The sequence below is a fragment of the Adlercreutzia sp. DFI.6.23 genome (genome assembly GCF_024462535.1).
In the GTDB taxonomy this organism is placed as follows: Bacteria; Actinomycetota; Coriobacteriia; order Coriobacteriales; family Eggerthellaceae; genus Adlercreutzia; species Adlercreutzia rubneri.
Window position 1 is genome coordinate 113,183 of the sequence record NZ_JANGBP010000001.1, and the last position, 26,373, is coordinate 139,555.

Annotated in this window: 23 protein-coding genes; 15 read left to right on the forward strand and 8 right to left on the reverse strand. The window is 63.9% G+C overall.

Going from position 1 to position 26,373, the window contains the following annotated elements; all coding sequences use genetic code 11:
- Window positions 1–101 precede the first annotated feature (101 nt).
- From NE591_RS00525 to NE591_RS00535, 3 genes are all read left to right on the forward strand, one after another.
- Window positions 102–1,385 carry an O-acetylhomoserine aminocarboxypropyltransferase/cysteine synthase family protein gene (locus tag NE591_RS00525; RefSeq protein WP_256156183.1) on the forward strand — a complete coding sequence of 428 codons (1,284 nt, stop codon included), beginning with the start codon at window positions 102–104 and terminating at the stop codon, window positions 1,383–1,385.
- 8 nt (window positions 1,386–1,393) lie between these two features.
- Window positions 1,394–2,320 carry a homoserine O-succinyltransferase gene (gene metA, locus NE591_RS00530; protein WP_256156184.1) on the forward strand — a complete coding sequence of 309 codons (927 nt, stop codon included), beginning with the start codon at window positions 1,394–1,396 and terminating at the stop codon, window positions 2,318–2,320.
- 243 nt (window positions 2,321–2,563) lie between these two features.
- Window positions 2,564–2,791, forward strand: coding sequence for a hypothetical protein (locus NE591_RS00535; protein WP_256156185.1), 228 nt, complete (start codon window positions 2,564–2,566; stop codon window positions 2,789–2,791).
- Between the two features lie 93 nt (window positions 2,792–2,884).
- Here NE591_RS00535 and NE591_RS00540 read toward each other — a convergent pair whose 3' ends face one another.
- From NE591_RS00540 to NE591_RS00550, 3 genes are read right to left on the reverse strand one after another with little or no spacing between them, the layout of a single operon-like run.
- Window positions 2,885–3,607, reverse strand: a complete 723-nt coding sequence (locus NE591_RS00540) for a glutamate synthase (protein ID WP_256156186.1) — start codon at window positions 3,605–3,607, stop codon at window positions 2,885–2,887.
- Between the two features lie 4 nt (window positions 3,608–3,611).
- Window positions 3,612–5,117 (reverse strand): glutamate synthase-related protein, encoded by a 1,506-nt coding sequence (locus tag NE591_RS00545; protein ID WP_256156187.1) that lies wholly within the window; start codon window positions 5,115–5,117, stop codon window positions 3,612–3,614.
- A 3-nt stretch (window positions 5,118–5,120) separates the two neighbouring features.
- Window positions 5,121–6,449, reverse strand: coding sequence for a glutamine amidotransferase family protein (locus tag NE591_RS00550; protein WP_256156188.1), 1,329 nt, complete (start codon window positions 6,447–6,449; stop codon window positions 5,121–5,123).
- Between the two features lie 274 nt (window positions 6,450–6,723).
- Here NE591_RS00550 and NE591_RS00555 point away from each other — a divergent pair, with 274 nt between their 5' ends.
- Window positions 6,724–7,032 (forward strand): hypothetical protein, encoded by a 309-nt coding sequence (locus NE591_RS00555; protein WP_256156189.1) that lies wholly within the window; start codon window positions 6,724–6,726, stop codon window positions 7,030–7,032.
- Window positions 7,033–7,486: 454 nt separating this feature from the next.
- Here NE591_RS00555 and NE591_RS00560 read toward each other — a convergent pair whose 3' ends face one another.
- The 3 genes from NE591_RS00560 to NE591_RS00570 all read right to left on the reverse strand — a co-directional run bounded on the left by NE591_RS00560 (window position 7,487) and on the right by NE591_RS00570 (window position 9,106).
- A complete protein-coding gene (locus NE591_RS00560) occupies window positions 7,487–8,353 on the reverse strand; it encodes a ZIP family metal transporter (protein ID WP_256156190.1) in 867 nt (288 codons plus the stop codon).
- Between the two features lie 140 nt (window positions 8,354–8,493).
- Window positions 8,494–8,865 (reverse strand): PIN domain-containing protein, encoded by a 372-nt coding sequence (locus NE591_RS00565; RefSeq protein WP_173114588.1) that lies wholly within the window; start codon window positions 8,863–8,865, stop codon window positions 8,494–8,496.
- Window positions 8,849–9,106, reverse strand: a complete 258-nt coding sequence (locus NE591_RS00570) for a type II toxin-antitoxin system Phd/YefM family antitoxin (protein ID WP_114549163.1) — start codon at window positions 9,104–9,106, stop codon at window positions 8,849–8,851. Before NE591_RS00570 ends, NE591_RS00565 begins: the two co-directional genes overlap by 17 nt.
- A gap of 778 nt (window positions 9,107–9,884) precedes the next feature.
- Between NE591_RS00570 and rplM the strand changes: the two genes are divergently transcribed.
- The 11 genes from rplM (at window position 9,885) to NE591_RS00625 (ending at window position 23,208) form a co-directional block, all read left to right on the forward strand.
- A complete protein-coding gene (gene rplM / locus NE591_RS00575) occupies window positions 9,885–10,319 on the forward strand; it encodes a 50S ribosomal protein L13 (RefSeq protein ID WP_022740957.1) in 435 nt (144 codons plus the stop codon).
- 2 nt (window positions 10,320–10,321) lie between these two features.
- Window positions 10,322–10,714, forward strand: a complete 393-nt coding sequence (gene rpsI, locus NE591_RS00580; RefSeq protein ID WP_022740956.1) for a 30S ribosomal protein S9 — start codon at window positions 10,322–10,324, stop codon at window positions 10,712–10,714.
- Window positions 10,715–10,956: 242 nt separating this feature from the next.
- Window positions 10,957–12,450, forward strand: a complete 1,494-nt coding sequence (locus NE591_RS00585; RefSeq protein ID WP_256156191.1) for a hypothetical protein — start codon at window positions 10,957–10,959, stop codon at window positions 12,448–12,450.
- Between the two features lie 121 nt (window positions 12,451–12,571).
- Window positions 12,572–14,233: a molybdopterin-dependent oxidoreductase gene (locus NE591_RS00590; protein ID WP_114549162.1), complete on the forward strand. Its 1,662-nt coding sequence runs from the start codon at window positions 12,572–12,574 to the stop codon at window positions 14,231–14,233.
- A 9-nt stretch (window positions 14,234–14,242) separates the two neighbouring features.
- The gene (locus NE591_RS00595; RefSeq protein ID WP_114540627.1) at window positions 14,243–15,052 is read left to right on the forward strand and encodes a molybdopterin-dependent oxidoreductase; all 810 of its coding nucleotides are present in this window, start codon (window positions 14,243–14,245) and stop codon (window positions 15,050–15,052) included.
- 6 nt (window positions 15,053–15,058) lie between these two features.
- Window positions 15,059–15,349 (forward strand): molybdopterin-binding protein, encoded by a 291-nt coding sequence (locus tag NE591_RS00600; RefSeq protein WP_256156192.1) that lies wholly within the window; start codon window positions 15,059–15,061, stop codon window positions 15,347–15,349.
- A gap of 305 nt (window positions 15,350–15,654) precedes the next feature.
- On the forward strand, window positions 15,655–17,169 hold the full coding sequence (locus NE591_RS00605) for a rhamnulokinase family protein (RefSeq protein ID WP_114540629.1): 1,515 nt from the start codon (window positions 15,655–15,657) through the stop codon (window positions 17,167–17,169).
- Between the two features lie 99 nt (window positions 17,170–17,268).
- Window positions 17,269–18,522, forward strand: coding sequence for an L-rhamnose isomerase (locus NE591_RS00610; RefSeq protein ID WP_256156193.1), 1,254 nt, complete (start codon window positions 17,269–17,271; stop codon window positions 18,520–18,522).
- Between the two features lie 48 nt (window positions 18,523–18,570).
- Window positions 18,571–19,503 carry a rhamnulose-1-phosphate aldolase gene (gene rhaD / locus NE591_RS00615; RefSeq protein ID WP_114549159.1) on the forward strand — a complete coding sequence of 311 codons (933 nt, stop codon included), beginning with the start codon at window positions 18,571–18,573 and terminating at the stop codon, window positions 19,501–19,503.
- A 26-nt stretch (window positions 19,504–19,529) separates the two neighbouring features.
- Complete coding sequence (locus tag NE591_RS00620; protein WP_256156194.1) at window positions 19,530–20,891, forward strand: MFS transporter; 1,362 nt, start codon at window positions 19,530–19,532, stop codon at window positions 20,889–20,891.
- Between the two features lie 223 nt (window positions 20,892–21,114).
- Complete coding sequence (locus NE591_RS00625) at window positions 21,115–23,208, forward strand: glutamine synthetase III (protein WP_256156195.1); 2,094 nt, start codon at window positions 21,115–21,117, stop codon at window positions 23,206–23,208.
- 77 nt (window positions 23,209–23,285) lie between these two features.
- Here the strand turns inward: NE591_RS00625 and NE591_RS16140 are convergent, their stop codons facing one another.
- Complete coding sequence (locus tag NE591_RS16140; RefSeq protein WP_173114565.1) at window positions 23,286–25,343, reverse strand: lipopolysaccharide assembly protein LapB; 2,058 nt, start codon at window positions 25,341–25,343, stop codon at window positions 23,286–23,288.
- A gap of 223 nt (window positions 25,344–25,566) precedes the next feature.
- Window positions 25,567–26,343: a response regulator transcription factor gene (locus tag NE591_RS00635; RefSeq protein ID WP_231699524.1), complete on the reverse strand. Its 777-nt coding sequence runs from the start codon at window positions 26,341–26,343 to the stop codon at window positions 25,567–25,569.
- Window positions 26,344–26,373 lie beyond the last annotated feature (30 nt).

A 26,373-nucleotide genomic window follows, 5' to 3' on the forward strand; every position in this document is an offset into this window, starting at 1 on the left:
GATTTTCCGATGGCGTTTGCTGGGGACTTCCTATAACGGGGGTGCTCCGGGTGCTTCTATAATAGGCGAGCGAAAAAATGCGAGACCAAAAGGAGCCCTGAATGAGCGAGCGGATTGGAACGACCTGCGTGCAAGGCGGGTGGCGGCCCGGCGACGGCGAGCCGCGCCAAGTGCCCATCTACCAGAACACCACCTGGAAGTACGACACGAGCGAGCATATGGGGCGCCTGTTCGATCTGGAGGAGTCCGGCTACTTCTACACGCGCCTGGCGAACCCCACCAACGATGCGGTGGCGGCGAAGATCGCGGAGTTGGAAGGCGGATGTGCGGCCATGCTCACCTCATCGGGCCAGGCGGCGAACTTCTTCGCGGTGTTCAACATCGCCGGGGCGGGCGATCACGTGGTGGCCTCCTCGGCCATCTACGGGGGCACCTACAACCTGCTCGCCCACACCATGGGCCGCATGGGGCTTGAATGCACGTTCGTCGATCCGCACTGCACCGACGAGGAGCTTAAAGCCGCTTTCCGGCCCAACACGAAGTGCGTCTTCGGCGAGACCATCGCAAACCCGGCGCTGGCCGTGCTCGACATCGAGCGCTTCGCGGCGGCGGCCCACGGCCACGGGGTGCCGCTCATCGTGGACAACACCTTCCCCACGCCGGTGCTGTGCCGGCCCATCGAGTGGGGCGCCGACATTGTGACCCACTCCACTACCAAGTACATGGACGGCCACGGCGCTTCCGTCGGAGGCGTCATCGTGGATGCGGGCCGCTTTAATTGGAACGCCCACGCCGACAAGTTCCCGGGGCTCACGACGCCCGATGAGAGCTACCACGGCGTGGTGTATACCGAGCGCTTCGGCTTGGAGGGCGCCTACATCACCAAGGCGACGGCCCAGCTCATGCGCGATCTGGGCTCCATCCAGTCACCGCAGAACGCCTTCCTCATCAACCTGGGGCTGGAGAGTCTGCATCTGCGCATGGCCCGGCACGCTGAGAACGGGCGCGTGGTGGCCGAGCACTTGGCGGCCCACCCGAAGGTGGCCTGGGTGCGCCATCCCTCGCTTGCGGGCGACTCCGAGGCGGCGCTGGCGGCGAAGTACCTGCCGGACGGATCTTGCGGCGTGGTGAGCTTCGGTGTGGCCGGGGGACGCGCGGCGGCCGAGACGTTCATGAAGAACCTGCGCCTGGCCCAAATTGCCACCCATGTGGCGGACGCCCGCACCTGCGTGCTGCACCCGGCCAACGCCACGCACCGGCAGATGAACGACGCGGAGCTTGAAGCGGCCGGCATCAGCGCCGACCTCATCCGCCTGTCCTGCGGCATTGAAGATGCCGCCGACCTCATCGCCGACATCGACCAGGCCCTGGCTGCCGTGGAATAGGAGGACGCATGCCCATTCGCATTCCCGACGCGCTGCCGGCTACAGCGGCGCTGGAAGAGGAGAACATCTTCGTCATGACGGAACATCGCGCCATGCACCAGGACATCCGTCCTCTGCGCGTGCTGCTCTTGAACCTCATGCCCACGAAGATCACCACGGAGACGCAGATTCTGCGCAAGCTTTCGAACACCCCCATCCAGGTGGAAGTGGAGCTGCTGCAAACGGCGAGCCACGACTCGAAGAACACGGCCGCCGAGCATCTGGAGGCCTTCTACACCACCTTCGACGCGGTGCGCGACGAGCACTTCGACGGCCTTATCATCACTGGGGCGCCGGTGGAGCGGCTGGAATTCGAAGAAGTGGACTACTGGCCGGAACTCTGCGAGATCATGGAGTGGTCGAAGACCCACGTGCACTCCACGCTGCACATCTGCTGGGGCGCCCAAGCCGGCATCTACTATCACTACGGCGTGCCCAAGCACGAGCTGCCCGAGAAGATGTTCGGCGTGTTCCCCCACGAGGTGGTCAAGCGCACCTCGCCTTTGGTGCGCGGGTTCGACGATAGGTTCTTCGCGCCCCATTCGCGCTTCACCGAGGTGCGGGCGGCCGACATCGAGGCGCATCCCGCGCTCGAGCTGATCGCGGTGTCCGACGAGGCTGGGGTGTACGTGGCGAAGTCCACCGACTCGCAGAACTTCTTCGTGTTCGGTCACCCCGAGTACGACCGCGAGACGCTGAAAGCGGAATACGACCGCGACATCGCCAAGGGGATGAGCATCGCCGTGCCGGCCCACTACTTCCCCGACGACGACCCGACGCGCGAGCCGGTTTCCACGTGGTTCTCCTGCGCCCAGTTGCTCTACACCAACTGGCTGAACTACTATGTGTACCAAACGACCCCCTACGACATCACCCGCGCCGGCGATAGGGAATAGGGGAGATGGGCGTTCGGGCAGCTTCCGTCTGCGCGAAATGAGCAAACGAGGGTACTTCTCGTAGTTTTCTGCAGGGCGATTTCTGTTGCTGGTGCTATTTCATCTGGTGGGGGATTAGCTGTAGAGTGATTTCGCTATCGGCGACTACGAGAAGTAGGCCATTTTGCCCATTTCGAAGGACTCGGGCTTTTCGGTTGTCCGAAAAGGTAGGCAGCGAGACGCGTTTTTGAAAGGTGGAAATCTGTGGCAATCGATCCAAAGAACGACCCCCATGCTCGTATCGTGGTGAAGCCGCTGCCGAGTCAGCAGGTGAAAATACGCGACGCGGCTGCTGGATCGGTTCACCTGCGTCCCGCGGCTCCCGACGACCCCTTCGTTCGCGCGGAGAAAGAGGACGACGACGGCTACGACCCTTATTCCGATCGTCCTGCCGAACGAGAGCCCTTGTTCTCGGAAGACCCCTGGAATTAGCGAAGGCGCCCTGGTTTTCGAACCGAGGCGCCCTCTGCATTTGTGCGCTGTCGCATGGTCGCGCTGTGAAACGGTCCGAGCGTCGAACGACCGCTAGCTCGCGTACATGGTCGCGTAAGGCCGGCTGGAGGCGGGGCGCAGCGCGACGAACTCGTCTACGCTCGCGTGCTCGTGGGGCTCGGTGCCGAAGCAGGCGTCGTAGCGGGCGAGCAGCGCGCCGAGGGTCGCCGTGTCCTCGTCGGTCAGCTCCCTTAGATCCAGCCCGTCGGGCACCACGGCCGGCGTGTTGTTGCGGCGCAGATAGATGACCCCGCCGTGCATGCCGGAGGCCAAATGATCGCCGGCGCGGCCCATAAGCACGATGATGCCGCCGGCCATGTACTCGCCGAGGAAGTTGCCCGCGTCCCCGCCAATGACGATGACCGGGCACTTCCTACCGTACTGCTTCATGTTAATGCCGCCGCGCCAGCCGCAGCCGTCGCGCACGATGAGCTCGCCGCCGCGCATGGCGTAGCCGGCCGCATCGCCCACGCGCCCGTGCACCACCACGGTGCCGGCGTTCATGGTGTTGGCGGTCTGGTCCTGGGCGCTTCCGAACACTTCCACCTCGCCGCCGTCCATATAGCAGGCCAGATCGTTGCCCGGGGTTCCGTGAATTTCCAAACGCTTGCCTGCGGGCAGGGTGCAACCAAGGTAGCGCTGGGCGTAGGCCTCCACGATGCAGACGGTGTCGGCTTCGGCAAGGGCCGCGCGCACGGCGGCATTGGCCTCCTGGAAGTGCTTCGTTCCCAATTCCACGATAATGGTTTCAGCCATGCGATCACTCTCCCGCGTACTTCACGCCGAGGATTTCCAGTTCCTTCTCGTTGAGCCCCACGCCGCGCAGCATCAGCCGGTTGCCGCGCAGAGAGTCGATGGCGTTGATGCCCATGCCGCCCATCATCTCCTGAATTTCGCGGTTCCAGCCGGACACGAGATTCACCACGCGCTCGGCGGCGGCCTCGGGGGCGAGGCGGCTCACCAGATCGGCCCGCTGGGTGGCGATGCCCCAGTTGCAGCGGCCGCTCGCGCAGTCGCCGCACTGGTGGCAGCCCATGGCGATGAGCGCCGCCGACCCGATGGAGACGGCGTCGGCGCCCAGGGCCACGGCCCGCACCACGTCGGCGGCGTTGCGCAGGGTTCCTGAGGCCACAAGACTCACCGTCGATCGGATGCCCTCCTGGCGCAGCCGCTCGTCCACGGCGGCCAGGGCCAGCTCGATGGGAATGCCCACGTTGTCGCGGATGCGCTTGGGGGCTGCGCCCGTGCCGCCGCGGAAGCCGTCCAGCACGATGATGTCGGCGCCGGCCCGAGCCATGCCGGAGGCGATGGCGGCCACGTTGTGCACGGCGGCCACCTTCACGGCCACGGGTTTGGCGTAGCCGGTGGCTTCCTTCAGCGAGAAGATGAGCTGGCGCAAGTCCTCGATGGAGTAGATGTCGTGGTGCGGCGCCGGCGAGATGGCGTCGGTGCCCTCGGGGATCATGCGGGTGCGCGACACCTCCTCGTTGATCTTCTCGCCGGGCAGATGCCCTCCGATGCCGGGCTTGGCGCCCTGGCCGATTTTGATCTCGATGGCGGCGCCGGCGTTCAGGTAGTGCGGGTCCACGCCGAAGCGCCCGCTGGCCACCTGCACGATGGCGCGGTCGGCGTAGGGCTCCAAGTCGCGGTGCAGGCCGCCCTCGCCGCAGTTGAAGTAGGTGCCGAGCTCGCGTGCGGCTAGGGCCAGCGCCTTCTGGGTGTTAAGCGACACCGAGCCGAAGCTCATGGCCGAGAACATGACGGGCGCGTCGCACGACAGCTGGGGCGGCAGGGGAGAGACGACGGTGCGGGTGCGCTCGTTCACGCGCAGCTTGCTCGGGCGGCTGCCCAGCACCACGCGGGTCTCCATGGGCTCGCGCAGCGGATCGATGGAGGGGTTCGTCACCTGGCTCGCGTTCAGCAGCAAATGCTCCCAGTAGATGTGGTAGCTCTTCGGGTTGCCCATGGAAGCGAGCAAAACGCCGCCGGCCTGGGCCTGGGCGGTGATGTCGTCCATGGCCCCTTCGGTCCATACGGCGCTTCCGGCGTCCACCTGGGGCCACCGGGTGATGGCGAGGGCCCGGGTGGGGCACAGAAGCGTGCAGCGCTGGCAGTTCACGCACTTCATGGAATCGGCGCGAAGGGCGCCAGTTTTCTTGTCGCGGTAGTGCGCCTCGTTGGCGCATTGGCGCACGCACAGGTCGCATTCGATGCACTCCTCGCGGTCGCGCAGCACTTTGTAGCGGGGGTTGCGGAAGTCGCGCATGATTTAAGCCTCCTTCCGGCGGGGCAGCACGCCGACCTCGTGGGCCAACGGCGCGTTGTGCGGATCGTTCTCGGCGTCGGCATCGGCGGCAGCCTTGGCGGCGACCACGGAATCAAGCTGCACCACGAAGGGCTCGCCGCCCCCGATGGCGCGCATGTTCTCCGCGTCGGGGCACACCAGCTCGATGGCCGCCTGCTCGCTGGCCATGTACACCATGGAGCCCTTCTCGGCAGCCATGAGGGCTCGCAGCTTCAGCCGGTCGTTGATGGCGAGCAGCCCCTCGCTCGAGCCCAGAATCACCGAGAAGGGCCCGTTCACGAGAGCGCTCGCGTAGGTGGTGCGCAGGGCAGTTTCGAAGGCGGCGTCGGCGGGTTCCATGGCGTCGATCTCGTCCCAGGCCGGCGCGGTCATGATGTGGGCGGCCAGCTCCGGCGTGAGCCCGTGGCGGCGGCTCAGCAGATCGAACAGGTAGGTGATGACCTCGGTGTCGGTCTGCAGCTCGCAGTCGTAGCCGAACTGCTCCACGTAGCGGCGGTTCGCGTCGTAGCTGGAAATCTCGCCGTTGTGCACCACCGACCAGTTCAGCAGCGTGAACGGGTGCGCGCCGCCCCACCAGCCGGGGGTGTTGGTGGGGAAGCGCCCGTGGGCCGTCCAGGCCCAGGCGTCGTAGTCGCAGATGCGGTAGAACGCGCCGATGTCCTCGGGGTAGCCCACGCCCTTGAAGGCGCCCATGTTCTTGCCCGACGAGGCGACGAAGGCCCCGTCGATCTTCCCGTTGATGTGGAAGACGTGGGCCATGGTGTACTCGGCCTCGTCCAGGCCGCTGGCCGCCAGGCGCATGGGGTGGGGCGCGGCGAAGTAGCGCCAGATGTCCGGCGGGTTCTTGATGGAGGCCACCGGCTCGGTGGGGATACGCTCCTGCTTCTCGCTCATGAAGTAGGTGTCCAGGTAGGCCTCGGTCTCACGCCGGGCCTCGTCGGACTCGTACATGATGTGGAAGGCGTACAGCTCCTCGTACTCCGGGTAGATGCCGTAGGCCGCAAAGCCGCCGCCCAGGCCGTTGGAGCGGTCGTGCATGAGCGCGATGGAGCGCAGGATGTCGCTCCCGTCGTGCCGCGCGCCGCTTCGGTCCATGATGGCCGCGATGGCGCACCCGGCGGGAATGCGCACGTCGCCCTCGCGGGGCGCGCGCGGGTGCCGGTCGCAGGGCGCAAGGCGGGCGGAGCCGGCGACGGTGCCGATGCCGGTGGCGTCGGGACACGTGGAGCCGGCATCGGCCCTGGTGCCTGCGGCGGCGGGGCGCGCGGTGCGCGGTCGGTCGAAATCGTACATGGCGTTCTCCTTGTGCATTGTGCGGAATGCTGTATCGTCAGCATAGGAGAGCAATGTTTCGCGAAACCGACCCCGGTGTTTCGCCTTTGTTAAGCCTTGGGGTGAGGATTAGGGAGAGCGCGTCCTTGCGCGATGTCTTTTGGAGGAAGATCTTGAGCATACCCAGTGTGGAGGTGCTATGACGATCCAGTTACGGGAGAGCTGCTGGCAACAGCTATGGTGTTCGGAATAAACTGATTTGGAAAGAATGTCGAGCAATGAGGGTTGGTTGACCATGGGCGATAAGACGCCGGAGCGCAAGGGGCTTCTGTGGTGGATCGAGCACGAAAACACTAACGAGGCTTGGACAATGAAGAACCCCTGGGCCGTCGGTGCGATTGTCCTGACGATCCTCATTGTGCTGTGCATGTTGGCGACGTTTTTCTGGGGGCTGCCCCGTCCGGTGGCCAATGTGATCGTGAATGTCGCCTTCTACGGTTATTGGGGCGTTCTTCTTGCCTTTGAGATTAAAGCCAAGCACCGCGTCGCTGCCGCGGGTACCGCGTTCACAATGGTATTCTCCGCCTTCTTATGGTGGCTATGAGCTATCTCTTCTCGCGCGCTCTCGTAGGTTTATGGCGTTCGGTTGCCGAAGGGGGCGTTTTCTGCACGAGATCTCGAGTTATAAGCCCCTGAGGAATCAGCGGCGGGACGCGTTACTAAGAAGCATTTTCAAAACCCCAGGTCAGATTGTTGTCTGCAAGGATGAGCCATTCGGGGTCGGCAATTAGACACCTCCGAGACGCTTATAACTCAAGATCTCGTGCATTTTTCGACCAGTTCGTTGACGGAACGCTTCTTGGCGGACGCCCGCATCGCTGTTCTCAGGTGCGAATGGCGCCTAGAAACGCGTAGGATCATTTTGCCTGCCGATTGGGATGACGAAGAGGACGGACGGGGCCTACGAAGCCCTCGCATGATTCGAAGCCCGGGGAGATTTGGCTTGCCTACGCTGAATTCCTCGATCATCCGGGCATCGGCAAGGTTCGCCCAGCTTTCTAGAAGAAGATCATGAACATGCCGAGGGCTAGGCCAACCATGACGGCGAAGGCGGGGAGTTTGCTGCGGTAGATGAGGTAGCTCTCGGGCATGATTTCGCCGAACACCACGTAGAGCATGGCGCCCGAGGCGAACCCGAGCGACATCGTGAGGCCCAAAGGCCCGATGTCGCCGAGCCAGAATCCGAGCCACGCGCCGAGCACCGTGGGCAGACCGCATGCGGCCGTGAGCAGCGTCGCCTTCACGCGTCCCGTGCCCCCGGAGATGAGCGGCACGGCCACGGCCATGCCCTCGGGGATGTTGTGCAGGCCGATGAGCACGGCCATGATCATGCCGGTGCCCCACATGAGGTTGTCGGACACGGCGAAGCTCGCGCCGATGGTCATGCCCTCGGGGATATTGTGCAGCGCGATGGCGCAGGCCATGACGACGCCGGCCACGAACAGCGACAGCCTGGAGTCGTTGTGGCGCTTGTGCATGTTCAAGTGGTCGACGTGCACCAGCTCGTCGATGTCGTCATGGGTCTCGGGATGATGCTCATCGGCGGTGTGCGACACCTCCTTGCGGGTTTTGCGGTCGATGAGGTGGTTCAGCAGGTACACCACGGCCACGCCCAGCGCCACGGCGAAGATGACCAGCACCACGCCGTGCTCGGCAATCTGGCTGGCGGCTTCCTCAGCCTCGGCCAGAAGATCGAAGCACACCATGGCGGTCATGACGCCGCCGGCGAAGGCCAGAAGCAGGCTGATGGTGCGGTTCGACTCGCTTTTGAACAGGGCGCCAATGAAGCCGCCAAGCCCCGTTCCCCCGGCGCCGGAGATGAGCGTGACCAACGTGACGAATGCGAACGGCGACAGCGTTTCCATAGCGAACAGGCTTCCTTAGACCCCGGGATTTCACAAAGCATCCCGTATTGTGCTCCATCGCCTGCGCCCCTGCGAGCGCAACCGCCCGCGTGTAAGCCAACGGAAACAATTCCCCTCGCAACGGCGCAGAGGGGGATGGATTACGCGAGCTCCCTCAGCAGTTTGTTGAGCTTTTTGTCGAAGGTAAGCACGGGGGTGCCTTCCACGACGAAGCGTGCCGCCAAGATGCAGTCGGCGAAATCAAGCGAGTGGTTCCGATAGAGCTCGAGGGCGTAGCGCATGGTGGATTCGTGTTCGCAGGCGATGTCATCGAGGAGCGCGATCATGGTGTTGGCCACGTCGGTTCGGTCGAAGCCGTAAACTGTTCCGCCAAGTACGTAGACGCACTCGGCTATGAACTCAGGTGAGGTGCATGCGCCGTTTTCCACATGCTGGCATACCGTTTCGAACTGGTCTTCGACATCGGCGAGGAGGTAGCGAAGCAGGCAGTTCGTATCAAGGAAGGTCGACATACTTCGCCTCCAGCGCCTTCTGGTAAGCGGCCTTTTCCTCGGTGCGCGACACCTTCGGTCTCTTTCCCGCAAGAGCGCCAGCGGCCTTCAGCTTACGCGGTGCCGGCTTGGGGATAGGCACGATCATGGCGCACGGCCGGTTCCTCACCGTGACGACAAACTCGGCCCCCGTTTCATCTACGCGTCGAACGACGGAGGAAAGATTCGCCTTCGCCTCCGCCAAAGCAATGCTTGCTGCCATGGGAGCTCCCTTCTAAGGTTCCGCAAGGTTTCGGAAGAATTTTACCTTAGATATGACCATTTGACTAGTTTATTGGTCATATCGGTTCCGTGGCCGCAAGATAACCCCCATGGCGATCTCTCGCGCTATCTCAAGGGGATCCGTGCCGGTCTCTTCGGAGTTGGTTACTGAAGGGGTCGTTTTTTTCACGAGATTGACGGTTATGAGCGTCTGGGGGGGGTGCGAGGATGTCAGCTGTGAAGGTGCTCCTGCACGTGCGATGCTCTGACCTGGGGTTTGTCAAGCGTCTTCCTGAAATGTGCCTCGTCGCTCGGCCTTAACGCTCATAACCGTCGATCTCGTGCATTTTTCGACTGGTTCGTCGACGGAGCGCTTCCCAAGGACGGTCCTTCTCTGCGATGGTGGTGCTCTTTCCGCAACGACGGCCGTCCATCACCCCCACAATGCTCCCATCCTGCCGTTCGCGGGTGGAGTTTTGGCGATTCTTCGCATTCTCGGAGCGGTTTCGTTGACATTCGCGCGCGGGCGGGTGAGAATGCAAAAGTTCGCTTTCAAAAGCCCCGTAAACGCATGGGTTCAAGGAAACGCAACCGCCGAGGGTTGTCCAGGCCCGAAGCACCGCGTGTCGGCGTAGGAAACCGACTTCCAAGGATCGTGCACTTTTGAAAACAAACACTCTGGAGGTGCGGTTCCACCCCGGCTATCGCGGCTGCCACGCCGACGCAGGGGAGGAGGCTTCAGCCGCCCGACAGAACCTGCAATCTATTGGAGGAAAACAGTGAAGACGTATCATGCAAAGCCCGGTGAGGTTGAGCGCGAGTGGGTCATCATCGACGCTGAGGATCAGGTTCTCGGTCGTGTGGCCACCAAGGCTGCTCAGATTCTGAAGGGCAAGCACAAGCCGCAGTACACCCCCCATGTGGACACGGGCGACTTTGTCATCATCATCAATGCTGACAAGATCAAGGTCACCGGTACCAAGGCTGCCACCAAGACCTACTATCGTCACAGCGGGTTCCCGGGTGGGCTCAAGCAGGAGACGTTCACCGAGGCCATGACCAAGCACCCCGAGCGCGTCATCGAGCATGCCGTCAAGGGCATGCTGCCGAAGAACACGCTGGGCCGTGCGATGGGCAAGAAACTGAAGGTGTACGTCGGCGCTGAGCATCCCCATGCCGCTCAGCAGCCCCGCAAGATCGATCTGGAGGGTTAATCATGGCAGATGAGGCTTTGTACTACGGCACCGGCCGCCGCAAGAACGCGGTGGCGCGCGTCCGTCTCGTTCCCGGCACTGGCAAGGTGACCATCAACGGTCGCGACGGCCAGGAGTACTTCGGCCGCGAGGCGCTGTTCAACTACGCGATGACCCCCTTCAAGGTGACCGACACCACCGGCCACTTCGACGTGAAGGCTCGCATCGACGGCGGCGGCGTGTCCGGTCAGGCTGGCGCCCTGCGTCACGGCATCTCCCGCGCTCTGCTGGAGGCCGGCGACTACCGCGCCGAGCTGAAGAAGGCTGGCTACCTCACGCGCGACGCCCGTATGGTGGAGCGCAAGAAGTACGGTCTGAAGAAGGCCCGCAAGCGCCCGCAGTTCTCCAAGCGCTAAGTTTGGAGTCGCGCATCGTTTATCGGTGCTGCCGCAATACTGCAACCGAAAGCCCGCTGTCCGCAGCGGGCTTTTTTGTGCCCAGATACTTTCGCGATGGGCGGAAAGGCTTCTCGAGGGGGCGCCGAGGGGGTGGTAAAAACTTTCTAGCGCGCGCCCAACCTCTTGAAGTGGGGCGCGTCTTTCTGAGAACATAGCTTCGTTCGGAGGAAAAATGGGAGAGCAAAGGGGAGGGGACAATCGTGGAATCCAAACCGGCATTTCGCTCGGCACCGCTGCTCGATCGGGCTCTGCGCATCGCCTCCCAGCGGGCGCAAACCTACGACAGTTTGGCGGAATCGCTCGGTGTCACTCCCGAGGATGCGGCGCTGTATTGGTTTTCCATCAACAGCTTGCGCCGCGGTCTCGGGCGCGATCTGCCGCCGCTTTCGGCTTCGGCCCGCTGTTGGTACGATCCCACTTGGCACCTGGAGGCTCTTCTCGAAACGTTCCAGATCAACGAGGGGCTTGCGTCCCATTACGGGCGCATCTTCTACGATCCGGAAGGCGGCCATCTGGAGCTGAATATGGCGGCCAACGAGGTGGTGTACGCCATCGGCCTCGAGCATCCCGACATCGATGTCGCGCGGCTGCGGCGCGTGTGCGTGCATGCCTGCGAGCCGGAATGCGGTATCGAACTTCTGGCGGCCAATGCCGGCAAGGTGCTGCTGTCAATAGAGGAGTACCGCGATGAGGCGGTCACCCCCGCTTTCGTTGAGATGCTCTACGCCAGGCTGGTGGCCGGCATCGAGGCGGTTCCCGAGGACGTTTCCGCTCGAGTCGAGGGACTCGAGCTGCTCTGCTCGTTCATCAATGGGGACACCGGCCCCCTCAAGGGCCAGTGCGGCGACCATCGCCTTATTGTGGCGCTGACGGCTCTGTTCTTCGTGAGCGCATCGGGTATGTTCCCTGTGGGCAATGCCCCGTTCGCCTACCTGCTGTACTTGCTGCTCCTTCATCGCTCGGGCTACCATTTCTCGGCCCATGTTCCCGTTATGCGCTTGCTCTACGGTACCGACAGCGCCCTGTGCGCCCAAGAGCGCGGGCGCTACGCCGCCGAGGCGGACGCGCCGACGCTGCCGTTCGAGCCGGGGGATCTGGCCGTGGAATACGACGGCACCTACGATTGGACGTTCGTGTTCGAACGTGCCGTCGAGCTTATTTTGGAAGAGCAGCGCTGGGTGATGACCAAACTCGAGGGCATGAGCCGGCGACGCGATCGGCTGCGCGCCATCATCGACGCCGACGGTTCGATGAACGCCCGCCAGAAGGAAGTGCTGCTCGAGGCGGTGCTGCATAGCAACGCGGAATTCACCTACGACATCCATATGAAGCGCTATGCCATTTCCTATCCGAGCGCCCGCAGCGATTTCGGGCGCCTGATGGATCTGGGCTTTCTCCAACAGAGCGACGATGGCGTGCGGCACTTCTTCTTCGCCAACGACGACTTGCACGAGCGGTGCCGGGCCTATTTGCGCGAGCATTGCGCCGAAGCCTATCTGCATTACTACGACGACGAGGGGCGGCTGCGTCCGGAATTTCGCGCTACCGACGAGGCGTCCGCGCTGTACAACCGCGACATCGGTTTCTACGAGAAGGCGCTGCTCGACAAGATGTACACCGAGCACTACGACTTTCGACGTGCCTCTATCGCCGACAGCGACGGCCTGATACGGCGAAGTCCAACCCGGGATTAAGCGCTGCGGCCGCACACGGGTGCCGGCGCAGCGCCCATTCCAATTCCATCAAGTTTCGAAAGCCCGGAAAGGAGGCGCGAAGCGTCAGGGGAACCTATTTTCCAAAACCTAAGGAGGAGCTATGAGAGAGCAAGCAACGAGAACGGGGCGGCGCTCGCGCAAGGGGATTGCGTGCGCGGCGGTGCTCGCGTGCGTCTTGGGAGCGGGATGTCTGGCCTGGGGCTGCACTCCGGCTGCCGCGCCGAGCGATGGGGCCGACAAGGCGGCCGATTCCACGACAACAACCGAGCCGGCACCGGCGACAAGTGACGGCTACAGCGATCAGCTGGCCAGTATCAGCGGGTTCCCCACGGAGGGCCGCTTCGTGGACGGCGTGACCGCCCTGCCCGGTTTCTATAAGAACAGCGAGAAGAACGCCGCCAACGCCGAGGCCAACGAGCCGCTTCGCTACACCGACCGCAACGGGTTCACCGTGCAGCCGGTGCCTTCCGACGATCGCGCGTTCAACATTACGTACCTGAACGCCGAGAACCGCGGCTGCACCTCGTGCCACACGCTTGAGAGCGCCATCATGAGTCTGCCCACCTACCATCGCCTGATCTTCTTCGGCTATCCCACCGAGCAGACCTTCGCGAACTGCATTGCGTGCCATTCCAAGACCTACCAGGGAACGAACTACCTGGGCGAGGCCATCCACAACACCCACATGACGAACGCGATGTTCACGAGCCAGGGTGGCACCTGCTTCTCGTGCCACTACAACGACGTGGAGACGCAGACCCTCGGCCGTTGGGACGACTACAAGTACAACCTCTACCACGGCATCACCGATGTGGCCGCCGAAGAGGTTCAGGTGACGACGAGCTACGACCAGACCACGATCACTCCGGCCGAGAACCGCTTCTTCAAGACGGTGAAGGACGAGCCGTCCGAGTGGCTCGTGGACGACACGCAGGTGGATCCGTCCATCTACGAGAACTGGACCGTCTCCATCGACGGCGACTGCGACAATCCGGTGACCATGACCCTTCCCGAGATGGAAGAGCAGTTCGGTACCGTGAAGCAGGTCATGAAGATGGACTGCACCATCAACGGCGTGGGCCAGGCCACCATCATGCAGAGCGAGGTGGAGGGCATTCCGCTGTCGAAGGTCATCGAGTTCGCGAAGCCCAAGGCCAGTGCGAACATCGTGAGCCCCATCGGCTCGGATGGCTACGACTACGCCCAGATGCCCATCGATTGGGTGGTGGGCAACAACGCCATCCTCGTCACAAAGATGGATGGCGAGACGCTGCCGAACACCCAGGGCTACCCCTGCATGGTGTGGGTGTACGACACCTCCGGTGGCAATTTCGTGAAGCGCATCAGCAACCTCACGTTCATGACTCAGCCTGAGGATGCCGCCATGAGTCAGGTGTACCTGGGCGAGTTCGCCGACGACTGCACGGGCGAAGTGTACTCCAAGCCCAACAGCGGCGTGCTGAACTACCCCACCAATGTGGTGCTCACGGGCGACGAGGCCAAACCGGTGCATCTGGAGGGCTTCGCCGACGCGTGGAACGAGCCCATCAAGAAGCTCGAGTTCTCCTTCGACCACGGCGCGACCTGGACGACGCTGGACACGCCGAATAACGATTCCAAGTACTGGACCTACTGGCGCATGGACTTCACGCCGCCCGAGGCCGGGACGTACCTGATGGATATCCGCACGACGAGCATCGCGCCGGACGGCTCCGATCACGTGAGCCAGTACGATACCCAGTTCATGTTCACGGTGGAGTAGGGGGAGACCATGAAAGATTTGAAATCGAAGGGCCGGGCCGCGGCTGGCGCCTTGGCGAGTTTGACGATGATCGCGTCCATGTCGGCGGTGCCGGCCTTGGCGGTGGCGCCGGGCGATGGCGCTGACGGGAATGCAGCCGCCGACCCGCAAGCGGAGGTGGGCGAGAACGCCGCCGTGGCCGGTGCGGTGAAGGTGGCCCGAGCCGAGGGCGTCTTCTCCTACGACCAGGAGGCCGTCACACCCAACGAGACGATCCGCACGATGTTCCAGAAGGCTGTGCGCGTGGTGTGCGGCGCTGGTATTGCGTTTGCTTCGGAGAACCCGCTCGACTGGCAACTGACGGTGTCGGGCGCGGTGAATGACGCCTACACCGCCTCGGTGGGCGATCTTGCCGGCGACGAGTCGGTGCAGCAGAAGATGACGTGCACCTGCGGCGGCAACCCTGCGGGCGGCCGCGCCATCGTTACGGCGAACGTGAAGGGCATTCCGATCGAGTCCATTCTGGAGCGCGCCGGCGTGCAGCCCGGGGCCAACGCGGTGACGTTCGTGTCGGCCGATGGCACCGAGACCATGCTGCCGCTCGGCTACGTGATCGGGCGCCACGGCGTGCTCAGCTACGAGATCAACGAGGAGGCACTCACCGCCTCGGTGGGCGGGAGCAACCAGCTGTGGATGACCCGCACGCCCGCGAACTACTTCGTGCGCGATGTGGTGGAGATCGTGGTGTCGGCCGAGGACGAGGCGCCGGCCGTGCCCGGCGAGGCCGACGAGCATCCCAACAGCCCGAACGCCGGCGTGCTGACAGGCGCGCAGGAGTAGATCGCGATGATAGCGCCGCTGTCGGTGGAGGTGGGGCGCCCGGTGCGCTTCGAGGGCTACGCCGAGGACTACGGCGTGCCCATTGTAACGGTGCAGTTCTCGTTGGACGACGGCGAGAACTGGACCGACTACGACGTGTCCGCCTCCACGGGCGATCGATGGGTTCACTGGACGTTCGAGTACGCCCCCGAGGTGCCGGGAACCTACTGCCTGCTCGTGCGCTCGGTCAACGAGCGTGGCGGGGTGAGCCCGGAGCCGGATACCGCTACCTTTATCGCCTTCGCGCCGGAAGGCTAGGGGCGGCTGTTTGAAGCTGCACGATTGGCTACAAGGGAGGGCATCCGAGCAGGTGTTCTCCCTCGAGGGGCCCGGTTCGTCCGGGCCCCTTTCAATGACGACCCATGAAGTCATTGTTGTTGATTTGTTACAGGCCGCCACCTCTTTGGGCGCGCGCCCTTGCAGAGGGCCCCTTTGCTGGTACACTGTGCGCCGCATTAATGGCTTGTGCGTTTTCCCAGGTAAAAGTTGAGAAATACGCTCATGGTCAGCGGGGTTCGCCCAAAACGGGGCCCCTACTGGCGTGCGAAGATAGGAATGGCGACATGGCGCATTCTGCCCGTGATCTGCGGCGCGACTGCTATGCGGCGGTGGACATCGGAGCCTCCTCGGGCCGCGTGGTGGTGGGCTTTGTGGAAGACGGCCGCATCCATTTGGAAGAGGTGCACCGATTCGACAACCGCCAGGTGCGCCGGGGCGGTCACGATTGCTGGGACATCGACCTGCTCTACGGCGAGCTCGTGCGCGGGCTTGCCCTGTGCAAGGAGGCGGGGTTCGCGCCGAAATCCGTCGGCATCGACACCTGGGGCGTCGATTTCGTCCTGCTGGATGCTGACGACAACCTGGTGGGCGACGCCGTGGCCTATCGCGACGAGCGCACTCAGGGCATGTTCGAGGTGGCCGACGCCATCATGAGCCCCGAAGAGCTCTACCGCCGCACGGGCATCCAGCGCCAGCCCTTCAACACCATCTATCAGTTCCTGGCCCTGCAGCGCGAGAACCCCGAACAGCTGGAAGCGGCTGAGACCTTCCTTATGATCCCCGATTACCTGGGCTTTCTGCTGACCGGCGAGAAGGCCCTCGAGTACACCAACGCCTCTACGACCGGCCTTCTGAACGCCGAGACCGGCGCTTGGGACGAAACGGTGCTGGCCCGCTTCAACATCCCGCGGCGCCTCTTCCGCAACGTCACCATGGCCGGGGCGTGCCTGGGGCCGGTGAAGCCCTCTATCGCCGAGAAGATCGGCTACGACACGTGCGTGGTGCTGCCCGCCACCCACGACACCGGCAGCGCGTTTCTGGCGGTTCCCGCGTGCGATTTGCCCGCGGTGTTCCTCTCCTCGGGCACGTGGAGCCTGCTCGGCGTGGAGAACCGCAGCCCGCTCACCACGGCGGCGGCCTACGGCGAAAACTTCACCAACGAGGGCGGCTACCACTTCCGGTACCGCTTCCTGAAGAACATCATGGGGCTGTGGATGATCCAATCCATTCGCCGCGAACTGAACGGCATCACCTACGTTGTGGACGAGAAGGCCATCCGCAAGGGCCGCCTGCACCAGTACATGCGTGTGGAGGGCCTCGGTCAGGAAGTGGGCTTCGAGGATCTTATCCGCGCCGCTGACGAGGCGGAATGCGCGGGCGTTCAGGCTTCTATTGTGAACGTGAACGACGATCGGTTCCTCTCGCCTGATTCCATGATCGAGGAGATTTTGGAAGCCTGCGAGGAGACGGGCCAGGCGGTGCCGCAGACTTTGGGAGAGCTGATGCTCTGCGTCTACGAGAGCCTGGCGCGCTGCTACCGCGACGCCGTGGAAGGCTTGAGCTCGCTGGCGGGACACGGCTACAAATCCATCAACATCGTCGGGGGCGGCTGCCGCGACGGCCACTTGAACCGCCGCACCGCCGAGGTGTGCGGCCTTCCCGTGTACGCCGGCCCCGTGGAGGGCACCGCGCTGGGCAACCTGGCCGTGCAGATGCTCGCCGACGGGGTGTTCCCGCACCTCAAGGCCGTGCGCGCCGCCATTGCGGAGTCCTTCGACGTGCAGAAGGTGGAACCCTAGCGATTTTTGTGCGCGAACGAGTAGTTTCTTGATACGGCAACGAAAGCAACCATTCGAATCGACCGAACCAACAAGCAGAAGCAACAGAAAGGAAACCCGATGACTACCATGTACGATTTGGCCCGCGAGGAGTACGCCGCCCTCGGCATCGACACCGAGGCGGTGATGGAGAAGCTGGCCGCCAAGCCCATCTCGGTGCACTGCTGGCAGGGCGACGACGTGCTCGGCTTCGATCAGGAAGGGGGCCTCTCCGGCGGCATCCAGACCACGGGCAACTACCCTGGCCGCGCTCGCACCTTCGAGGAGCTGACCTGTGACTTCGAGGCCGCCATGGCCCTCGTGCCCGGCGCCAAGCGCATCAATCTGCACGCCTCCTACGCCGTCTTCACCGACGAGAACCCCTGGGTCGACCGCGACGCCATCGAGTACAAGCACTTCGAGCCGTGGGTCGCGTGGGCGCGCGCGCACGGTTACGGCATCGATTTCAATCCCACTATCTTTGGCCATCCCATGATGAACAACGAGTTGTCGCTGTCCTCGCCCGATAAGGCGACGCGCGACTTCTGGATCCGCCACTGCAAGGCCTGCCGCAAGATCTCCCAGCAGATCGGCGAGGCGCTCGATGACCAGACGCTCTGCAACATCTGGATCCCCGACGGCCTGAAGGACGTGCCCGGAGACCGCTATGGCCTGCGCGAGCGCCTGCGCGATTCGCTCGACGAGATTTACGCCGAGAAGTACGACCGCGTCATCGACTCCTGCGAGTCGAAGGTGTTCGGCATCGGTCTGGAGTCGATGACCGTGGGCTCCAACGAGTTCTACCTGGCCTACGCCGCCACGCACCCCGGCGTGTACGATCTGCTGGATCTGGGTCATTTCCATCCCACCGGGAACGTGGCCGACAAGCTCTCGGCGCTGCTGCTGTTCTTCGACAAGGTGCCGCTGCACGTGACGCGTCCGGTGCGTTGGGACTCCGACCACGTGGTGCTCTTCGACGATCCCACCAAGGAAGTGGCCATGGAAATCGCCCACATCCCCGGCGCCTGGGAGAAGGTCATCATCGGCCTCGACTTCTTCGACGCCTCCATCAACCGCGTGGGCGCCTGGGCCACGGGCACGCGCGCCATGGAAAAGTCGCTGCTCTACGCGCTGCTGCAGCCGGGCGAGCGCCTGAAGGAGCTGCAGGACACCTACCAGTTCACCGAGAAGATGATGCTGGCCGAGCAGGCGAAGTCGATGCCCTTCGGCGCCGTGTGGGACGAGTACTGCCGCCGCGCCGGCTGCCCGCTCGATGGCGAGCTGTACCCGGCCGTGGCCGCCTACGAGGCCAAGGTCCTGCCCGAGCGCATGTAGCTCAACCAAGGTCTCGCCCCCGAGGAGTTTCAAGCAAGGAGCAACGATATGGCATTTTTCGATCAGGCACAGGAGATGCTTTCCCAAGGCATCGACACGGCGCGCGGGGCGGTGTCCGGCGTGGCCATGGAGCAGCTGGGGTTCGTGCGCGGGTTCGTGCGCCTGTGCAACGATGGCTGGGAGCAGGGCTGGCACGAGCGCAACGGCGGCAACCTCAGCTACCGCCTGCGTCCCGAGGATGTGGATACCGCCCGCAAGTTCTTCGACAAGGAGCCGCGTCCTTGGACGCCCCTCGGCGTTGAGGCGCCGACTATGGGCGGTGTGTACTTCCTCGTCACTGGCACCGGCAACTACATGCGCAATGTGGCGTCCGATCCCTCTCGCAACATCGGCATTGTGGAACTGTCCGCCGCCGGCGACGCCTACCGCATCGTGTGGGGCCTCGACGACGGGGGCCGTCCCACGTCCGAGTTCCCGACCCACGTCATGAACCACGCCGTGCGCGCCGCGGCCACCGACGGCACCTGCCGCGTCATCTACCATGCGCACCCCACCAACATCATCGCGCTTTCCTACCTGTTGCCGCTGGACGCGCGCACGTTCACGCGCGTGTTGTGGAAGGCCATGACCGAGTGCGTCGTCGTGTTCCCGGCTGGCGTCGGCGTGGTGCCCTGGATGGTGCCCGGTGGGGCCGACATCGCCCGGGCCACCTCCGAGCAGATGAAGACCTTCGACGCGGTGGTGTGGGCGAGTCACGGCCTGTTCGTCTCCGGCGCCGACTTCGATAGTACCTTCGGGCTTCTGCACACCATCGAGAAGGCCGCCGACATCTACGGGCGCGCCCGCGCCATGAACGGCGGCTCGGGCGAATTCCTGAACACCATCACCGACGAGGGGCTGCGGCAGATCGGCCGCGAGTTCAACGTCAAGATCAACGAGGCCATGCTGGATTCCCCCGCGGCTTCGGCGACCGACAACTAAGCAACTAAGAAAGGGTCTGCAAAACTATGGCTCTGTCCCAAGAGAAAAAAGGCACCATCGCCGTATCACTCACCAACTTCCTCGACTCCGGCTGCATCGTGGCCTCGGGTGTGGCGCTGGCGGCCTGGGCGATTGCTTTCAACTTCGACAACGTGTGGGTGTCCATCTTGGGCGCCGTGGGCGCGAATGCCTTCGGCGCGGCGGTGGGCGCGCTCATCGGCGGCTTTCTGGCCGACCGCTTCGGGCGCAAGTTCATCTACACCTATAACCTGCTCGTGTACGCCACGGGCGTCTTCCTCATTATGTGCGCGGTGAACCTGCCCATGCTCTGCGCCGGCATCGTCATTTCCGGCCTGTCCGTGGGCGCCGGCGTACCGTCGTCGTGGAGCTACATCTCCGAGATGTCCTCCTCCACGAGCCGCGCCGCCAACATCGGCATCAGCCAGTTCGCCTGGTCCTGCGGCCCGGCGGTCATCTTCCTCATCGCGCTTTTGTTCTCGTTCATCTTCCCCACCTTCGGGCCGGATGGCGCGCTTCTGCCGGCGGGCACCTACGGGCCCTTCGACGGCCTGTTCGCCATGCGTCTGTTGTTCCTCATCCTGTTCGTGGTGGCGCTCATCGCGTGGAATCTGCAGCGCAAGCTGGAGGAGTCGAAGGACTGGACGGAAAAGCAGTCCGCGGCTGAGGGCAAGCGCGACACCTTCATCCAGATGATGGGCCGCGCGCTGACCAATTCGGTGAACGTGAAGTCTATCGTGTTCCTGGTGGCGGTGTACCTGACGTGGAACATCGTGGCCGGCACCATGGGCCAGTTCATGCCCTACATGTACGCGGCGGCCGGGCATTTGGACGACACGACCATCTCGCTTCTACAGGCGGTCATGTGGATCCTCACGGCGGTGGGTTCGCTTGCCATCTTCTCGAAGTTCGGCGACAAGATCCCGCATCGCATCCTGTTCGCGGCCACGGCCGTGATGGCGCTGGCGGCCTGGGTGGTCATGGTGTTCTTCGGCATGCAGCTGGAAGCGGGCACGGCCGATAGCTGGGGCTGGCTTCTGTGGGTGTTCGTGGCGCTGTGGGGCATCTCAGCCGGCTTCTCGGCCCAGTGCTTCTATGCGCTGTGGTCGACGGAGCTGTTCCCGACGCTGTATCGCGGCGGCGTGCAGGACATCATGTTCTTTTTGGTGCGCGGCGTGCTGGGCATCTGGTCGCTCGTGGCCGTGGCGGGCCTCGGCGTGGAAACCCCTGCGGGCTTCGTGACTGCCGGCATCATCATGTGTGGCTTCCTTCTGGTGTCGCTCGTGGTGGGCGTCATCTGGTGCCCCAACACCCAGGGCCGCACCCTCGACGAGATCACCGAGGAGCGCTACGGGAAACACATCGACTAGCTGCTCGGTGGGCGCGCCCGCTTGTTGAGCGCGTTCTCGATTCCGCAACGTTCCGCAACGGCCCCGCATCGTCGGGGCCGTTTTCGTAACTTCGGTTTCGCTTACCAGAAAACTCCTCGAAACAATGAGCCATTAACTTGGAACGTGCCGGGTGCAGCCGTCGCGGTGGCTCCGACGTGGTATCTTATTCCGATCATCGACCCGAGTGAGGAGCGAACCCGTTATGTCGAAAGTGACCGATCTGTACGGCTCCATGGTGTTCAACGAGCATGTGATGCGCGAGCGTCTGCCGAAGACCACCTACAAGCAGCTGATGAAAACTATCAAGGAAGGCGCGCCTCTGAACGAGGACGTGGCCAACGTCGTCGCCCACGCCATGAAAGAGTGGGCCATCGAGAAGGGCGCCACCCACTACACTCATTGGTTCCAACCGCTGACGGGCATCACTTCCGAGAAGCACGACAGCTTCATCGATCCCACCGATGACGGCTGCGCCATCATGACCTTCTCCGGCAAGGAACTCATCCAGGGCGAGCCCGATGCCTCCAGCTTCCCCTCCGGCGGCCTGCGCGCCACCTTCGAGGCCCGCGGCTACACCGCCTGGGATCCCACCTCCTACGCCTTCATCAAGGACGAGGTGCTCTGCATCCCCACGGCTTTCTGCAGCTACACCGGCGAGGCGCTCGACAAGAAGACGCCGCTTCTGCGCTCCATGAAAGCCATCGAGACCCAGGGCCGCCGCGTGCTCGACCTGTTCGGCGACGATTCGTCCGACCGCGTGACCACGACCCTCGGCGCCGAGCAGGAGTACTTCCTCATCTCCGAGAAGGACTACGAGAAGCGCCTCGACATCATGCTCACGGGCCGCACGCTGTTCGGCTATCCGCCGGTAAAGGGCCAGGAACTGGAGGAGCATTACTTCGGCGCCATCCGTCCCACAGTGAACGAGTTCATGAAGGAGCTCGACGACGAGCTGTGGGCGCTCGGCATTTCCGCGAAGACCAAGCACAACGAGGTGGCCCCGGCCCAGCACGAGCTGGCGCCCATCTTCGCCGAGACGAACCGCGCGGTGGACGAGAACCTGCTCACCATGGAGAAGATGAAGCTGCTGGCCAGCCACTACGGCCTGGTGTGCCTGCAGCACGAGAAGCCCTTCGAGTCCATCAACGGGTCGGGCAAGCACAACAATTGGTCCATCTCCGCCGGTGGCCGCAACCTGCTCGATCCGGGCGAGAACCCCATGGAGAACCTGCGCTTCCTCGTATTCCTCACCGGCGTTATTGAGGCGGTCGACGAGTATCAGGAGCTTCTGCGCATGTCGGCGGCGAGCGCCGGCAACGACCACCGTCTCGGCGCCAACGAGGCGCCGCCGGCCATCGTGTCCATGTTCCTCGGCGACGAGCTGGGCGCGATTGTGGAGGCGCTCATCGACGATCACGACTACACCTCGGCCGAGCGCGTATCCATGGATCTCGGCGTGGACGTGCTGCCGAACTTCATCAAGGACAACACCGACCGCAACCGCACGAGCCCCTTTGCCTTCACGGGCAACAAGTTCGAGTTCCGTATGCCCGGCAGTGCCCAGAACCTGTCGGATGTGAACATGGCGCTGAACACGGCCATGGCCAAGTCGCTGAAGGAATTCGCCGATCAGATGGAAGGCAAGACCGGCGAGGAGTTCGAGGCGGCCGCCATCGACTACATCAAGCGCACCCTGCGCGACCACGAGCGCATCATCTTCAACGGCGACGGCTATTCCGAGGAATGGGAGAAGGAGGCCGAGCGCCGCGGGCTGGCGAACCATCGCACCACGGCCGACGCGCTGCCGTGCCTGGTCGACCAGAAGTCCATCGACTTGTTCGCCGAGTTCGGCGTGCTCACCGAGGACGAGGTCCGCTCCCGCTATGAGGTGAAGCTGGAGAAGTACAACAAGATCATGAACATCGAGATTCGCGCCATGAAGCGCCTGGTGCGCCGCGATTACCTGCCGGCCATCAACCGCTATGCCGCCAAGCTCGCCAACGGCATCACCTCTATCCGCAACGTGCTGCCCGAGGGTGACACCTCGTTCATGGAGGACAAGCTGAAGAAGCTCGTGGAAGGGGCCGCCGAGATCAACCGTCAGTTGGAGAAGCTGCACAGCTTGCATCGCGCTTCGCTGGAAGTGGCCGATCAGCAGGAGCGTGCGAACACGAACGCGCATGAGATCGTGCCGGTCATGGACGCTCTGCGCGCGGCCGTGGACGCTATGGAGATCATCGTCGAGCGCGAGGCCTGGCCCGTGCCGACCTACAACGAGATCCTCTTTTACGCATAGTCGACTTCGCCGGAAATCTTGCCTATAAAGAAAAGGCCCCCTGGAGGGCCTTTTCTTGTGCGTCTTGCTTGGGGCGCTTACACGCCCTGGCGGAGGCTGGCGGCTACGGCGTGGAGGATATCGTTGCGCTGGGTGCTCGCCACGAGGCTCGCCAGGGGAGCGGCGGCCAGCGGCATGTTGGCGTCACACAGCTCGATGAGCGCGCGGCCCACCACTTCCATCACGTCGTCCAAGGGCGCCAGGGGCACGCCGGCCGTGCGCAGGCAGGCCACAGGGTCCCAGTCGCTGCCGGGCACGCTGTTGCCCATCTCGCTCACCAAGTCGTTGCGTTCGCGCAGGGCGGCCTCGCCCATGGGGCTTGCCTCCGGCACGCGCAGGTAGCAGGCCAAAGCCTCGGGCAGACGGCCCGTCTGCCAGTAGGCGAAGGCCAGCCGGTAGTACACGTAGGCGATATCGTTGCCAGTGACGGCCACGCGCAGGGCCTCCCGGGCCACGTCGATGATCCGATCGTAGTGGTCGCCCTCGGCGAAGCAGGTGATGAGGTCGTTGTAGGCCGGGGCGCTCGTGGGGGCCAGTTCGATGCAGGCGCGGGCCTGGGCCTCGGCCGCATCCAAATCGCCCATGTCGCGGTAGATGCGCGAGAGCGACGAACGGGCCGCCTGACCGATGTCCGAGGCGCGCACGTAGCGCACGGACGGGTCGCTTTCCACGAGGCTCGTCAGATAGCGGGCGAAGACGTTCTCGCAGTACAGGATGCGGCGCGGCTCCGAAGGCTGGGCGAGGTCGTCGGCCACGACATCGGCCGCCGCGGTGGCGCTCGTCTCGGCCACGATATCCTCCAGCTGGGCCACGGCCAGAAGCAGCGAGTCGTCCTTCTCCTCCATGATGGCGCGGTAGCGGGCCCCCAGTTCGGCGTCCTGCTCGCTCATGACGTCCAAGTCGCTCACGATGTCGGCGTGCAGCATGCCGCGAAGATCTTCCGGCAAGGGACGTGTGTCCTCTGCCACGGGGGTGTAGGGAACCGACAGCTCCACGGCCAGCGGCTCGACGGGCTGCAGGTTGCCCTCGCCGTCGATATTGGCGGCGATGTGAGTCAGGTGCAGCATATCGAACAGCGTTGCCGGGTCGCATTCAGTGGCCGGCGCGGAGAACTCGCCGCTGCGGATTTTCGCCATGGCGCCCATGGTGAAGGGGATGCGCCCGAACTCCAGAGACAGCACGTTGGCCCCGGCGATGGAGCCCTCGCGCCCGTTCACGACGACGCGCGTCACGCCGACGGAAGTGCCGAAGGCCGCGGCGGCGATGAGGGCCGCCAGGCGCAGGGCGTAGGCAGCCGCGGCGGCAGGGCGTTGCGCGGTGCAGTCGATCCACTGGCCCGCATCTCTGCTGAAGCGGGATTTCGGAAACACGTCGGGGGTGGGCAGCGACACGCTGGCCACAATAGTGCCCGTGCCGGCATCGCAGGCGAAGCGGTATTCCAAGCGGAAGGGGAGTACCATGGCCTCGCAGGCGGCGGCCAGGCGCGTGGAGAGATCCCAGTTCCCGCCGCGGGTGCCCGTCGTGCCGTACTGGGTGTCCAGCTTGTTGTCGCGCTCGGCGGCGGTCAGGTAGTCGTTGGCGTCGTTGGCGATGGAACGCAGCACCTGCCAGTCCAGCTCGCTGCAGGCGCCCTCGGTCGTGGCACTCACAAAGGCGGTGCCCTCGTCGCCTTCCAAGGCCTTCGAAATGAGGGCCAAACGATCGAGCACGGACTCGATGCGCAAAATGGTGCCCCGGTTGCCGGCCGAAATCGTGCTGTCGTCGAAGATGGACCAGAACAGGCCCGTGGTGTTCAGGCGACGCAGCTCCACCGGATGCTCCACGGCGATGGCGCGCAGGCTGGGCGCCTCGGCTTCGGAGAGCAGGCGGGCGGCGTAGGCGTCGAAGCCCGAGGACGAGGTCGGGTCGGTCGGGTCGGCCATGGACACGCGGAACAGCAGGCCGTCGATGGCGTCGGGCAGCGGGGTGGCGGTGAACTCCGCCAGCGCGTCGCGGGTGGTGCGGCCCGAGGCAGTGGCGCCGGCCGCGTTCTGGGAGCCGCCGTCTTTGGCGGACTCCTCGGGGTTGTTGCCCTTTTTGCGGAAGAAATCGAACACGGCGGAACCTTTCACCGGAGTAGTTGGATAAGTCTGCCCATTGTCCCACAGTGCGCGGTGTTTCACCGTGTCAACTTGGGAGAAATTGCCAGACCATCACGGTTTTCAGGGGATTTGCGAGCTTAATTGACGAGAAAGGGGGTGAGGTCAACAACATTCATGAGCAAAAGCATCAGGAATGTTAGCGAGCGATGTGCGGTGAAGCCCTCTGCGGCGCCGCCCGTCAGGCATTGTGCAGTTTGTAGCCCATGCCCCACACGGTTTGCAGGTAGCCGTCGGTGTCCGTGGGCTTCAGCTTGCGGCGCAGGTTCGACACGTGCACGTTCACCGTGGAGTCCTCCACCGAATAGGGCTCGCCCCAGGCCAGCTCGAACAGCTCCTGCTTGGTGAACACCTTCTGCGGTCGTGCCATGAGCAGTTCCAGGATGTTGAACTCCGTGCGCGTGAGGGCTACCTCCTCGCCGTCGACGCGAAAGACGCGCCCGTCGGGATCCAGCTCCCAGCGGCGGAAGGCGAGCAGCCGCTGGTAGCCGCCCGCGTCTGTGGCACTCGCGGCCGTCCCGGCATGCGCGCGCTCGGCATGGTGGCGCCGCTGAACCTCGATACGGGCCTGCAGCTCGTCTAAATCGAAGGGCTTGGTCAGATAGTCGTCGGCGCCGGCTTGCAGAAGGGAGATTTTGTCGGCGGCGGTGATGCGCGCCGAGATGACAATGATGGGAAGCGCGCTGTCGGCGCCGCGGATGGCGCGCACGATCTCCTCGCCGGGGACGCCGGGCAGCATGAGGTCGGTGATGACCACATCCGGGCGCTGCTCTCGCAGAAGCATGAGGCCCTCGGTGCCCGAGAAGGCCTGGCGGCAGCGGTAGCCGCGACGTTCCAGATGCGCGCAGACCACCTCGTTGATAGAGGGGTCGTCCTCGATGATGAGTATGTCGGCAACGGTTTCCACGGGAAGCAGGATAATACGCGCGGATGCGTTGGCGTCGGCATCTTCAAACAATCTTAACGCTTCGCCAGAACTTTCTTTAAT